This is a genomic window from Pseudarthrobacter sp. CC4, from assembly GCF_048957775.1.
GTDB lineage: Bacteria > Actinomycetota > Actinomycetes > Actinomycetales > Micrococcaceae > Arthrobacter.
In genome coordinates this window covers 24,778-38,222 of record NZ_JARCCZ010000016.1, presented here as the reverse complement: position 1 = coordinate 38,222, position 13,445 = coordinate 24,778, and the positions used below count along the sequence as shown (strand labels likewise).

Below are 13,445 nucleotides of genomic sequence, written 5' to 3'. Positions count from 1 at the left end.
GTTCGCTGGCGGCTAGTGGGCCACGGCGGCGGCGCCGTGTTCGTCGATCAGCGCGCCGGTTTCGAAGCGTTCCAGCGCAAACGGCTTGTTCAGCTTGTGCGGGGAGCCCGTGGCGATGTTGTGCGCGAAGGTGAGCCCGGCCGCGGGGGTGGCCTTGAAGCCGCCGGTGCCCCAGCCGCAGTTCACGAACATGTTTTCCACCGGCGTGTTGCCCACGATGGGGGAGGCGTCCAGCGTGGTGTCCACGATTCCGCCCCAGGTCCTGAGCACGTGGGCCCGGGCGAAGATGGGGAAGAGCTCGACGGCGGCGGCCATCTGGTGCTCGATCACGTGGAAGGAGCCGCGCTGGCCGTAGCCGTTGTAGGAGTCCACGCCGGCGCCCATCACCAGTTCGCCCTTGTGGGCCTGGGACACGTAGACGTGCACGTGGTTGGACATGACCACGGTGGGGTGGACGGGTTCGTGCAGTTCGGAGACCAGCGCCTGCAGCGGGTGGGACTGGATGGGGAGCCGGAAGCCGGCCATCTCGGCCAGGACCGAGCTGTGTCCGGCGGCGGCGAGGCCCACCTTTTCGGTGTTGATGGTGCCGCGGTTGGTCTTGACGCCCACCACGCGGTTGCCGTCCTTGACGAAGCCGGTGACTTCGCAGTTCTGGATGATGTCCACGCCCAGTTCGTCGCACTTGCGGGCGAACGCCCAGGCCACGTGGTCGTGCTTGGCGATGCCGGCGCGGGGCTGGTAGGTGGCGCCCATGACGGGGTAGCGGATGTTGTCGCTGATGTTCAGGATGGGGCAGAGTTCCTTGACCTGCTTGGGGTCCAGCCACTCGGCGTCCACGCCGTTGAGCTTGTTGGCGCCCACGCGCCGCATGCTTTCACGGACGTCGCCCAGCGTGTGGGCCAGGTTCATGACGCCGCGCTGGCTGAAGAGGAAGTCGTATTCCAGCTCCTCGGGCAGGACTTCCCAGAGCTTGAGCGCGTGCTCGTAGATGGCGGCGCTCTCGTCCCAGAGGTAGTTGGACCGGATGATGGTGGTGTTCCGGGCCATGTTGCCGCCGGCCAGCCAGCCCTTTTCCAGGACGGCGATGTTGGTCAATCCGTGGTTCTTGGCCAGGAAGTACGCGGTGGCCAGGCCGTGCCCGCCGCCGCCCACAATCACGGCGTCGTAGGAGGACTTGGGCTCCGGGTTGCGCCAGAGGAAATCCGGGTGCTCGGGGAGGAGGTCTGCGCTCACTGGGCTGCTCCAATCAGGTCTGCTTCAAGGGCGGCAACTTCAGTGCCGTTGCTGAGGTGGGGGTAGAGGGGGAACTTCTCCGCCAGGGCGGTGACGCGGGCGCGGAGTTCGACGGCGGTGCTGTCGCCCAGGGTTCCGCTGGCCGCGGATGCGATGAGCGCCGTCGCGATGATGTCGGCTACCTCGGCGAATTCCTCGGCGCCGAAGCCGCGGGTGGCGAGGGCCGGCGTGCCGATGCGCAGTCCCGAGGAGACCATCGGCGGGCGGGGGTCGAAGGGGACGGCGTTGCGGTTGACGGTGATGCCGATGCGGTGCAGGGCGTCCTCGGCCTGCTGTCCGTCCAGCTCGGAGTTGCGGAGGTCCACCAGGACCAGGTGCACGTCGGTTCCGCCGTTGACCACGGAGATTCCGGCCGCGGCAACGTCGTCGCGGAGGAGCCGTTCGGCCAGGAGCTTGGAGCCCTCCAGGACGCGTTCCTGGCGTTCCTTGAATTCGGGGCTCCCGGCGAGCTTGAAGGCCACGGCCTTGGCGGCGATGACGTGCTCCAGCGGGCCGCCCTGCTGGCCGGGGAAGACGGCGCTGTTGATCTTCTTGGCGTGCTGCTCCTTGGCGAGGATGACGCCGCCGCGCGGTCCGCCCAGGGTCTTGTGGGTGGTGGTGGTGACGACGTCGGCGTACGGCACCGGGTTCGGGTGCAGGCCGGCGGCCACCAGCCCGGCGAAGTGTGCCATGTCCACCATGAGGTAGGCGTCCACCAGGTCCGCAATGCGGCGGAACTCGGCGAAGTCCAGCTGGCGGGAGTAGGCGGACCAGCCGGCCACGATCAGCCTGGGCCGGTGCTCGAGGGCCAGCGCTTCGACTTCGGCCATATCGATGCGGAGGTCTGACTCACTCACGTGGTACGGGACCACGTTGTAGAGCTTGCCGGAGAAGTTGATCTTCATGCCGTGCGTCAGGTGGCCGCCGTGGGCCAGGCTCAGGCCCATGATGGTGTCGCCCGGGTTCAGCAGTGCGAACATGGCGGCGGCGTTGGCCTGCGCGCCGGAGTGGGGCTGGACGTTGGCGAACTCGGCGCCGAAAAGGGCCTTGACCCGGTCGATGGCCAGCTGCTCCACCACATCAACGTGCTCGCAGCCGCCGTAGTAACGCTTGCCGGGGTAGCCCTCCGCGTACTTGTTGGTCAGGACTGAGCCCTGGGCCTCCATGACGGCGGACGGGGCAAAGTTTTCGGAGGCGATCATTTCCAGCGTTGACTGCTGGCGGGCCAGCTCACTGGCAATGGCCTCCTGGACCTCGGGATCGACGACGGAAAGTCGCTCGTTCAACTGCTCAACCACGGATGCTCCTTTGAAATACCACTTGCTAACTAACTGATATATCAGTGTGATCTCAATGGTATGATTGGGATCACAGCTGAGTCAATAGCTGGACGAAAGTGGCACGAAGCTCCCGGTCGGTAGCCTCGTAACTGCAGCAAAGAACGGAGTGGCGCCTTGAATGCACTTCTTGCCCTGCCTCAGACGGAGGAGGAAGCACCGTCCCAGGCGGAGGCCGCGTACCGGCAGCTGCGGGACAAGCTGATCATGCTGGAAATCCGGCCGGGCGAGCCCATCAACGAGGGCCAGTTGGCGGCTGAGCTCGGGTTCGGCCGCACTCCCGTCCGGGAGGCCATCAAGCGGCTGGAAGTGGACCACTTGGTCATTTCCTACGCGCGCCGCGGAACCTTTGCCACGAACGTGGACTTCACGGAACTGGCGGATGTCTCGGAAATCCGGGAACTCCTGGAGCCGCTGGCCGCGCGCCGCGCGGCCAATAGGGCCAGCGACAGCATGCGCCGTGAACTGCTGCAGGTGGCCGACGCCATCGCCGGGCTGGCGCCGGGGCAGGGCGAGTCGCGCGAACTCATGCGCTACGACCTGATGGTCCACCGGCTGATCTACAAGGCGGCCGCCAACCCGCACCTGGAAAGCACCCTGATCCGCTACGACAACCTGGCCACGCGCATCTGGTGCGTGGTGCTGGACAAGGTGCCCTCCGTGACCGGCCACATCACCGAGCATGTGGACCTGCTCAAGGCGGTGGCCGCCGGCGACGCCGACAAGGCAGGCGAGCTGGCCCTGCACCACGTCACCAGCTTCGAGGAAACCATCCGCAAGGTGCTGTAGCACAAACCGCGCCGTCGCCACTATTGCCTTGGCTGATGTGCAGATTCACAATGCCGCGGGCCGAATTGGTTGTCCGGTCCCAGTGCCTGCAGCATGCCGTCCTGAGACGATTGTGTACATCATCAATCCAAGCGTTAAGGACAAGCAGTCATGAGCAACGGTGCCGTGCCCGAACCCGATCCCACGAAGTTCACAGGAGCTGACGCCGTGTTCCTCCAGGACTTCGCCACACTCAGCGCTTTTGGTGCCACTCCCGGCGGGGGTGTGGAGCGGCAGGCGGGTTCACCGGCAGACGGGGAACAGCGTGCCTGGCTGTCCGCCATCCTTCGGGACAAGGGGTTCAACGTATCCTTCGACCGGATCGGAAACCAGTTCGGCCTGCTGGAGGTGAACCCCGGTGCGCCATACGTGCTGGTCGGCTCCCACCTTGATTCGCAGCCGACGGCGGGACGGTATGACGGTGCCTACGGCGTGCTCGCCGCCGCCCATGCAGCATTCAGCCTCGCTGCCGAATGGCGTGCCGCAGGGACAACTCCCCGGTACAACCTGGCCGTCGTGAACTGGTTCAATGAGGAAGGTGCCCGCTTCAAACCGTCCATGATGGGCAGTTCCGTCTACACGGGAAAGATGACACCCGAGGAAGCCCTGGCGACGCCGGACCATGGCGGCACAACCGTTCGCCAGGCCTTGGAAGCAACCGCATCGCTGGGCGAGGGCACAGGGCCGACGGCAGCCTACGCCGCCGAAATCCATATCCAGCAGGGCCGCAGCATGGAACGCGACGGCGTCACTATCGGCGTCGTCGACTCCAACTGGGCGGCCAACAAGTACCAGTTTGAGGTCCGCGGCGAGCAGGCGCACACCGGTTCAACGGTCATCGCTGACCGGCGCGACGCCCTCCTGGGTGCATCGATGCTCGTGGTCGCCGCGAGGGAAATTGCAGACCACTTTCCAGGCGGGGCAGTGCATACCTCGGTGGGCCAGCTTGACGTCTATCCCAACTCGCCCGTCGTCGTGCCCTCGCTGGTTTCCTTGCTCCTTGACCTGAGGTCAGCCGACGAGGAACTCCTCGCCGAAGCCGACCGGATGCTCCACGACCGCATCGGCCGGATCGAGCGGGCTGCCCGGGTGGAGATCAGCAAGACCGGATCCCACTGCTGGCCGGTTACTCCTTACCAGCCGGAAGGAGTGGCGCTGGCCGAAAAGACTGCGGCAAACCGCGGGTTGGCCTATGCGCGGGTCAAGACGCTGGCCGGACACGACTCCACCAACCTGAAGGACGTCGTTCCCACCGTGATGCTGTTCGTGCCGTCAGCTGAGGGCATCTCCCACAACGAGCATGAGTACACCAGGGACCAGGACATGATCAGCGGCCTGCACGTGCTCACCGACGTTGTCCGCAGCCTCTGCCTCGGGGAACTCGACCCCCGGTAGGCACCGCAACGTGCAGAAGGCGCCCGGCCAATGGCCGGGCGCCTTCTGCGTGCCGTAAGGATCATGCTGCCTCGGTGACACCGCACCAGCCGGCGATGAACAAGGCGATGGTCTTGGTCACCTGGCGGACCGACTCGATGTTCACACGCTCGTCGAACCCGTGAATCGCCTCTGACACGGGACCGTAGACCAGCGCCGGGATCCCCGCGTAAAGGGCGAAGACCCGGCCGTCGAGGTAACCGGGCGTCGTGAAGCTCTGCAACGCCGAACCGAAGACAGCCTCGTGCGCCGTGGCCAGCGCCCCTTCCGCTTCCGATCCCTCCTCCAGGACGTAGCCCTCAGAGAAGAAGCCCGTCCGTTCGGCCGACACCGACGCACCCGCCCCGGCCGTCTGCAGGCACTCCAGGATCTCATTCCACGCATCCACGGCCGGGACCCCCGGATACAGGGCCGCCCGGACATCGAACTCACACCAGGCCGGCACGCTTGAAGGCCAGTCGCCGCCGGAAATCATGCCGATGTTGACGTTGATCGGATGGTCTGTGTCCTCGAAGTGCGGGTGGCTGCCCTTATCTGCGTTCCACTTGGCTTCGAGCTCCCGCAACGCACCCATGACGGTGTAGGCGGCGTCGATTGCGTTGAAGCCCGACGCCATCTCCCGTACATGGGTGGGCCTGCCGGAAACACGGACCCGGAACCAGATCACCCCCACATTTGCCCGGACCAGCATGTTCTCTTCCGGCTCGGGGATGATGACAGCATCCGCGGTGTAGCCGCGCTGCAGCGCAGCCAGCGACCCGTTGCCCGTGCACTCCTCCTCCACCACTGACTGGAAGTGGATGGTCGAGGCCGGCGCGAAGCCGGCGGCCCGGATGGCGTCGAAGGCGAACAGGTTGGCAGCGAGCCCGGCCTTCATGTCACCGGCCCCGCGGCCATACATCCAGCCGTCCTTCACCACGGCATTCCAGGGGTTGCGTTCCCACACTTCCTCAGGCCCGGTGGGAACCACATCGACATGCCCGTTCAGGATGAGCGAACGGCCCTTTTCCTCCGGGGGAGTGTAGGTGCCCACCACGTTGGTGAGGTCCTCGAAGGCAACCGTGCTGGGACCATAACCCACGTGCGAAGCGAGGGCTTCGCCGTCGAGCGTCCAGCGGTCCACGGCAAGTCCGCGGGCCTCAAACTCAGCGAACATCAGGTCCTGCGCCCCGGCCTCGGCTGTCCTCAGGGAGGGATGCCGGATCAGCTCCGCGGTGAAATCGAGCTGGCGGTCAAAGGCTGCATCCACGGCCTCGGTAATACGGCGGGCTGTTTCCGGGTTCAGCATGGGGCTCCTTACCGTACGATCGCTTTGTCCTTGACGCGGAGGCGCTCGCCGAAGAATCCGCCGGCTGCGGTAATGAGCGACACGACGATCAGCAGCAGGGAGGCGGTCCATGAGGCTCCACCGGATACACCGAGCAGGGCGACGGCGATCAGCGGCAGGAACCCGCTCAGGGCGCCGGCCAAGTTGTAGCCCAGCGCGACGCCGCTGTAGCGGAGCTGCGGCGGGAACAGTTCGGTCAGCAGGGCGCCGGTGACCGAGTAGGCCACGGAAAGCAGCCCGATGCCGAGGGTGACGGCGAGGACCACGGCAAACGGATTGCGGGAGTCGATCATCCAGAAGAGCGGGAACGCTGCGGCGGCGGTCACGAGGCCGCCGATGAAGGTCATCCGTCCCGGCCCGACCTTCTCACTGATACGGCCGATGACCAGGATGACGCCGATCTGCACGACGGCGGCGACGAGGGTGGCGTTGACCATGAGTCCACGGTCCAGGCCGAGGGTGGCGGTGCCGTAGCTGATGACGAAGGTAGTCATGATGTAGAAACCGCCGACGCCGAGGAAAGCGGCGGCGATAGCAACGATCAGCCGGCCCCACGCCTGACGGAAGACGTCGACTGCCGGAATCTTGGCGCGTTCCTCCAGCTTGACCAGTTCACGGAAGATCGGTGATTCCTCAACCTTCAGCCGGATGTACAGCGCGATCAGCAGCAGCGGGAAGGCCGCCAGGAACGGCAGGCGCCAGCCCCAGGAATCGAAGACCGCAGAGGGCATGAGCAGTACCAGGGCGAAGGCGCCGGAGGACATCAGCGTCCCCACGGGTGAACCGACCTGCACCAGGGCGGCATACCGTCCACGCTTCTCAATGGGGGCGTGTTCGACGGCGATGGTCATGGCACCGCCCCACTCACCGCCCACTGCGAGGCCCTGCACCAGGCGCAGGATGGCCAGCATGACGGGGGCTGCCAGGCCGATGGTGCCGAAATCAGGCAGCACGCCGATAAGCCCCGTGGCCACGCCAATCGCGACGATGGTGATCAGCAGGGCCGGACGCCTCCCTACACGGTCACCGATGTAGCCGAAGAGAACGGCGCCGAGCGGACGGGCAGCGAAACCGACACCGAATGTGGCGAAGGCCGCCAACGTTGCAGCCGTCGGATCCAGCGATGTGAAAAACAGCCGGTTGAAAACGATGGCTGCAGCGGTTCCGAAGAGGAAGTAGTCGTACCATTCGAGGGCGGTGCCGACGAAGGCCGCGCGGGCGATTTTGCCGGCGTCGGCTCCGCTGACAACTGGTACGGCTGCTTCTTCCTGGGTGGCGTCATGGGGTTGCATGCTCGGTGCCTCTCAATGTGGGAATGGGGTGGGACGATGCGGTGCTCTGGAGTTTCTCGATGTAGCCGTGCCCGAAAACGCAGGCGCCGTCGAGCAGGGTCGCCAGCACGCCGATCTGGCCGATCTCGTGGGGCGGCACATCTGCGGGGTGTGCGGAGAGGAACACGAGATCGGCGAACTTTCCCGGTTCCAGCGTTCCCCGGCGGTCTTCCTCGCCTGCCATCCACGCGGTGTCGACCGTGTAGGCGCGCAGGGCGGTCTCGGCGTCGACCCGTTCCTGTGGGCTCAGCGTGGCGCCGCCGGAACTGGCGCGCGTCACCATGGATTGCATGCCCAGCAGCGGCGCCCCGGCCGCTACCGGCCGGTCCGAGCTGCCGGGAACGCGTACCCCGGAGTCCAGGAAGGACTTGTGGCGGTAAAGCCACGGCGTCCGCTCCTCGCCGACTGCGTCCACCATGGTGTCGCCCACCTCATACAGGAAGTGCGGCTGCGGAACGGGTGTGACGCCCAGCGCCGCGAACCGGGGAAGCTGGTCCGGACGGACCATGCCGGCGTGCTCGATGCGGTGCCGCGCGTCGGGCCGCGCCAGCTTCCGGTGCGCTGCCTCAAAAGCGTCCAGCGCGACGTCGACTGCCAAATCCCCGATCGCGTGCGCTGCGACGTTCCAGCCGGAGCAGTGTGCGTCGATAATGCGCCTGGCCAGTTCCCCGGGCGATAGCTGGAAGCTGCCGTTGCCGTGATCATGATCGCAAAAGGGCTCGGTTACTGCTGCAGTGCGGCCGATCAGGGAACCGTCGATGAATATTTTCATGGCGCCCAGCCGGAGGTGGTCGTCGCCAAAGCCCGACGTGATGCCGAGGTCCAAGCCGAAGCTGATCCCGTCCGCGGCATTGGACTGGAGCGGGTGCAGGGCATCGCTGACGGCCATCATCTGGACCCGGGTTTTCAGCAGGCCCCGGCGTCGTGCTTCAACGTAGGCAGCGAGTTCGACCGGGCTTCGGCCGATCCAGCCCGACCCGATGCCGGCCTCCACAACGTGCGTCAGGCCCTCGGAAGCGTAAACCCCGCTTGCTGCGCCAATCGCGTCCGCGAGGTCCGTGACCGGGTACGGCACAACCAGTGCAGTGACCAGTTTCTGAGCCTGTTCCTCAAGCAATCCGGTAGGCCCGCCGGAATCCTCCACCACCGTGCCGCCCTCGGGAACAATCGCCGAGCCGTCCAGAACGCCCGTGCGACCAAGCACCTCAGAGTTTACGGCGCACATGTGCCCTGACCGATGCTTGAGCCAGACCGCACGGCCGGGAGCGGACCGGTCCAGGCCGCTCCGGTGCGGATGACCCCCCAGGACCGTGTCGTCATAACCCGATCCCACCACCCACGCGCCTTCAGGGAGACCGCGCGCAAACCGGGAGACTGCATCGTACAGTTCCTCCAGGGTCCGGCAGCCGGACAGATCGAGTTCGGCGAGGGATTGCCCAAACCACGCCATATGGTTGTGCGAATCACCAAAGCCGGGGACGACGACGGCTCCGCCGCAGTCGAGCGTCCGCCGAGCCGGGAGGTCCAGGACGTCGTCGTCAAACCCGATGATCCGCCCGTGGAGCACTCCCATGGCGTGGGCTGTTGAAGGGGCATCAGCCATCGTGAAGATGCGGGCTTTGACAAGTTTCAAATCGAGCATGGGCCTCGGCGGCTGTCCTTTCCGGATACGAGCGCGAGCTTACGGAACACCTCCTTCAATGGTGGGATGGATCACGTGGGGAAACAATGGACGAACACAGTGCAGTCCGGTTCTAGAATGGGCATATGCCCAATACAGCGTCCGCGGACAGGACTCCGGCGTCCGCTGGAGCCGCCCCCCGGTCGGTGGTGTCTGACCTGGTGTCCGACTGCCTCGCCGACATCGACCGGATCGCGCACCAGTACCTTCTCGAGGTGCAGAAGATCGACGATTATGCGGCCTCTGCGGTGGCTGTCCAGGATCTGGAGGAGACAGCTGTCGCCTCGATAGAACTACTGCTGCGGCTGGTGGGAAGCCTTCCGATACCCGACCGGCTCGCGGGTATGTCCGACGCGCTGGGACACCGCCGCGCGCAGCAGGGCCTGCCCCTGGAATCCCTGCTGCGCGCAGTGCGCATGGACTTCCGGGTGCTCTGGACGGCAATGCTGGAGAAGGTTCCGCCCTCGTCCTTGCCGGAGTTGACCAAGGATGCAGTGCGCGTGTGGGAAGCGGTGGAGTTCCACACTATCCGGGTGCACGCAGGCTACCTCGATGAGCTCGCCAGCATGGCGCAGGAAAAAGAGACGCAGCGCGCGTTCCTCCTGTCGCGGCTGCTCAATTCGGACGGTAAGGATCCGCAGGTGCTGGGACAGGCTGCCCGCGCGCTCGGCGTGGCGCCGGACAGCAACTTCATCGTTGCCGTTGCCGCCGAATACGCCCAGAAGGCATTCCGTGCGGAGGTGCTTCGTGCCGGTGCTGAGCAATTCCTCCACGAGCGCGACGGTGCACTGATCCTCATTCTTGAGGACGTTCCTGCCCGGACGGGTAGGGAGCCGGAGGGCGCCCGCCCGTGGCTGTCCAGGGTGGACTGCTTTGTGGCGCCCCCCGCCCGCTCCTTGGCCGACGTGCCCCGGATGCTTCGGATCGCCCTGGAGTCGTTGCCGGTGGTGACGCCGCAACGCCCGGGCCAGCGGACCGTGCGTGAGGCATGGGGGCATGTTGCCATGACTCGGCTGGGAGAATACGGAACCGTCCTGGCGGACACCGTGCTGGGCCCTCTCACTACGGTCTCCACGCATGAACGTGACCGGCTGATCGAGACGGTCCAGGCGTACCTCCGCACCGGATCGGTGTCGGAAACTGCCGGGGAGCTGTACTGCCACCGAAACACTGTGCTGAACCGCCTTGCCCGGTTCGGGCAACTCACCAGCTTCGATCCCGCCAATCCCCAGGACGCCGCTGCGGTGATTGCCGCCCTCCATGTCCTTTTCCCGGCCTCAACCTAAGGAAAGGCGGATGCCTCCGGGGCTGTAACAGCTCAGGTTCAGGCGTGCGCCTGGGCCCGGACGGAGGTCCGTTCCACGGCGGGACAGAGTATTTTCGCAACCCCGTCCGCCGCGGTCCCGGGTGCGTCGTCCAGCCCGAGCAGCATCCGCACGCCCGCCGCGCCCAGTTCATAGTGGGGGAGCGAGACGGTGGAAAGCGGGGGACGCAGGTGCGCGGCAATGACTTCCTGGTTGTCGAACCCCACCACAGCCATGTCCTCGGGGATGGAGAGGCCGTGCTCGCGGAGGCCGTCGTAGAGGCCCATTGCCATCCGGTCGTTGTAGCAGTACACCGCGGTCACGCCGCGCTTGAGGAGTTCGGGGGTGGCCCCGTAGCCGCCTTCCTGGTCCGGATAGGCTTCCAGCACCAGCTCGGGGTCGAACGGAACACCGGCCTTCTCCAGTGCTTCCCGGTACCCCTGGAGCCGTCCGTCCTTGGCGGGGGCGGGGATGGTGGCGTTGATGAAGGCGATCTTCCGGTGCCCGTGTCCCAGCAGGATGTCGGTGGCTGAGCGGCCGCCCTGCACCTCGTCGGGCACCACGGCCCGGGTTCCCGGCTCCTGGGAGAAGCAGTTGACCAGGACGAAGTCGGCTTCCCGGAGCGGCGCCGGAATTTCCGTCTGGCGGTGGAACCAGGTGGAGTAGAGGATGCCGCGGACTTTGTATTCGAGCATCATCTGGATGGCGTCCTGCTCAAGCTCGCCGTTGCCTTCGGTGTTGGCGATGAGAAGGGCGTACCCGTGCTTCCACGCCTCGTCCTGTGCGCCGTGGATGATCTGGCCGGCGAAGGGCGTGGTGGCAACGCCGTCCGCCACCAGCCCGATGAACCGGGAGGTGCCGCTGACCAGGGTTTTGGCCATCGCGTTGGGGCGGTAGCCCAGGGTCCGGATGGCGTCCTGCACCCGCCGGCGGGTTTCCTCGGCGATCCGGGCGGCTTTTTTCTTGTTGACCACCAGGGACACCGTGGCCGTGGAAACACCGGCTGCTTCTGCCACGTCGCGGAGGGTGACAGGGTGCGCGCGCTCCGGGGTTTTTGGCGCCCGGGCCGCAGGTGCCGGCACCTCCGCACCATTCTCCATTGAACTCATCTGCCCTCCTTGAGGAGTATATCCATCCGCCGTTGCCGTCATCCTTTCGTCGCCCCGCTTTCGAGTCCCTGGATCATGGCCTTGTTGAGCACCAGGAACACCAGCAGCAGCGGGGTGATGGTCACGCACACGGCGGCGAAGGTTGCCGTCCAGTCCACCTTGCCCATGGCGCCGATGTAGTTCTGCAGGCCCAGCGGAATGGTCTTCAGGTCCTCGGACAGGACGAACGTGTTGGCGAAGATGAAGTCGTTCCAGATGAAGATGCTGTTCACCAGGACCACGGTCACCACGGTGTTCAGGGACAGCGGCAGGGTGATCAGCCCGAAGATCCGGTAGGGGCCGGCGCCGTCCATGGACGCTGCCTCGTACGTTTCCTTGGGGATGTACTCGTAGAACGAGCAGAAAAGGTAGATGGACATGGGCAGCGAGAAACCGGCCAGCGGGATGATCATCGACTGGTAGGTGTCCAGCAGGTTCACGGCCGAATAGTCGATGAACAGGGGGACCAGGGCGATCTGGACCGGGACGATGATGCCGATCAGGAACAGCCCGCGGACCAGTTTGCTGAGCCGGAAACCGAGGACCTGGATGGCGTAGGCGGCCATCATGCCCAGCAGGACAATCAGGATGTTCGCGCCCATGGTGACGATGAAGCTGTTCAGGATGTTCCGGCCCAGGTCACCGGTTTCGAAGGCCCGGGCATAGTTCTCCCACGTCAGGGAGCCGGGCAGGGCAAAGGGGTCACCGGCGGCGAAGTCCTGTTCCGTGCGGAGGCTCGTCAGGAAGAGCCACGCCAGCGGGTAGACCTGCACGATCACGATCAGCATGACCAGCACGCGGGACAACGTCCGGAACAGGTCGGGCCTGCGCCGGCGGCGCTTCACGGGCGGCCGTTGGGGCACGACGGCGGCGGGCGGGGTGGGAGGGGCTGCCTGGGTGATCATGAGTCTGCCTTCCGCTTCAGCAGGAACAGGATGAGGCCGACGGCCACGAGGCACTCAACCACGATGAACACGGAGATGGTGCTGGCGTAGCCGAAGTCCGTGCTGGTGAACGCCGTCTTGTACATGTAGGTGGTGAGCAGTTCCGAGGACTGCCCCGGGCCGCCGTTGGTCATCAGGTAGGGGATGTCGAAGCCGCGCAGCCCGGAGGTGGTGGCCATGATGGTGGTGGTGATCCACACCGGGCGGATGTACGGGAAGCGGATCTTGGTGAACAGCGTCCACCGGGACGCGCCATCCAGGACGGCGGCCTCCTCAAGCTCCTTGGGCACCGCGAGCAGGGCCGCATAGATGATGAGCATGTACAGCCCGGTGAAACGCCACCCCTCCGGTGCGGACACCGCCGCAAGGACCGTGTTGACGTCCGAGAGCCAGGGCCGCTCGAGGCTGTCGAGGCCCACCCAGTGGAACAGCTGGTTGAGCAGGCCCACGGGCTCCAGGGAGTAGATCCGCACGAAGAGGAAGGCGATGGCCACCGTGGAGATCACGGCCGGCAGCAGGTAGAGGGTCTTGACCAGCTCACGTCCGCGGCGGAGCGACGTGAGGAGGCTGGCCACCGCCAGGGCGCCGCCGAGCTGCAGCACCAGGCAGATGGCCAGGTAGACGAGGGCGTTCAGGAACGCCCGCCAGAAGATATCGTCGGCTGCGAACATCCGGACGTAGTTGTCCAGGCCCACGAACTCCATGTCGCTGATGCCGTTCCAGGAGAAGAAACTGAGGAACAGGGACTGGAGGATGGGGAAGAGGACTGCTGCGCTGTAGAGGAGCAGCGGCGGGAGCAGGAAGACCAGGACCGAGGTCCGTGACCTGTTGGGCAGCAT

11 protein-coding genes are annotated in these 13,445 nt (G+C 65.8%); 3 read left to right on the top strand and 8 right to left on the bottom strand.

Going from position 1 to position 13,445, the window contains the following annotated elements; all coding sequences use genetic code 11:
- Positions 1-12: 12 nt before the first annotated feature.
- Entirely contained in the window at positions 13-1,233 is a 1,221-nt protein-coding gene (locus PV768_RS12115; RefSeq protein ID WP_421093122.1) for a sarcosine oxidase subunit beta family protein, read from the bottom strand.
- Complete coding sequence (glyA, locus tag PV768_RS12110) at positions 1,230-2,570, bottom strand: serine hydroxymethyltransferase (RefSeq protein ID WP_421093121.1); 1,341 nt, start codon at positions 2,568-2,570, stop codon at positions 1,230-1,232. The genes PV768_RS12115 and glyA overlap by 4 nt, the downstream gene beginning before the upstream one ends.
- Before the next feature lie 156 nt (positions 2,571-2,726).
- Here glyA and PV768_RS12105 point away from each other — a divergent pair, with 156 nt between their 5' ends.
- Both PV768_RS12105 and PV768_RS12100 read left to right on the top strand, forming a co-directional pair.
- Positions 2,727-3,398, top strand: coding sequence for a GntR family transcriptional regulator (locus PV768_RS12105; protein ID WP_157239895.1), 672 nt, complete (start codon positions 2,727-2,729; stop codon positions 3,396-3,398).
- Between the two features lie 150 nt (positions 3,399-3,548).
- Positions 3,549-4,832: a M20 family metallo-hydrolase gene (locus tag PV768_RS12100; RefSeq protein ID WP_421093120.1), complete on the top strand. Its 1,284-nt coding sequence runs from the start codon at positions 3,549-3,551 to the stop codon at positions 4,830-4,832.
- A gap of 61 nt (positions 4,833-4,893) precedes the next feature.
- Here PV768_RS12100 and PV768_RS12095 read toward each other — a convergent pair whose 3' ends face one another.
- The 3 genes from PV768_RS12095 to PV768_RS12085 are packed head-to-tail and all read right to left on the bottom strand — an operon-like array spanning position 4,894 to position 9,171.
- The gene (locus tag PV768_RS12095; protein WP_421093119.1) at positions 4,894-6,159 is read right to left on the bottom strand and encodes an ArgE/DapE family deacylase; all 1,266 of its coding nucleotides are present in this window, start codon (positions 6,157-6,159) and stop codon (positions 4,894-4,896) included.
- 8 nt (positions 6,160-6,167) lie between these two features.
- The gene (locus tag PV768_RS12090; RefSeq protein ID WP_157239890.1) at positions 6,168-7,490 is read right to left on the bottom strand and encodes an MFS transporter; all 1,323 of its coding nucleotides are present in this window, start codon (positions 7,488-7,490) and stop codon (positions 6,168-6,170) included.
- Entirely contained in the window at positions 7,477-9,171 is a 1,695-nt protein-coding gene (locus PV768_RS12085) for an amidohydrolase (RefSeq protein ID WP_421093118.1), read from the bottom strand. The genes PV768_RS12090 and PV768_RS12085 overlap by 14 nt, the downstream gene beginning before the upstream one ends.
- 125 nt (positions 9,172-9,296) lie before the next feature.
- Here PV768_RS12085 and PV768_RS12080 point away from each other — a divergent pair, with 125 nt between their 5' ends.
- Positions 9,297-10,496: a PucR family transcriptional regulator gene (locus tag PV768_RS12080; RefSeq protein WP_421093117.1), complete on the top strand. Its 1,200-nt coding sequence runs from the start codon at positions 9,297-9,299 to the stop codon at positions 10,494-10,496.
- A 38-nt stretch (positions 10,497-10,534) separates the two neighbouring features.
- On the opposite strand, the gene PV768_RS12075 is transcribed toward PV768_RS12080, so the two are convergent.
- From PV768_RS12075 to PV768_RS12065, 3 genes are read right to left on the bottom strand one after another with little or no spacing between them, the layout of a single operon-like run.
- A complete protein-coding gene (locus tag PV768_RS12075) occupies positions 10,535-11,623 on the bottom strand; it encodes a LacI family DNA-binding transcriptional regulator (protein WP_157239884.1) in 1,089 nt (362 codons plus the stop codon).
- A gap of 38 nt (positions 11,624-11,661) precedes the next feature.
- Positions 11,662-12,567: a carbohydrate ABC transporter permease gene (locus PV768_RS12070; protein WP_421093116.1), complete on the bottom strand. Its 906-nt coding sequence runs from the start codon at positions 12,565-12,567 to the stop codon at positions 11,662-11,664.
- Positions 12,564-13,445, bottom strand: a complete 882-nt coding sequence (locus PV768_RS12065) for a carbohydrate ABC transporter permease (protein ID WP_421093184.1) — start codon at positions 13,443-13,445, stop codon at positions 12,564-12,566. The genes PV768_RS12070 and PV768_RS12065 overlap by 4 nt, the downstream gene beginning before the upstream one ends.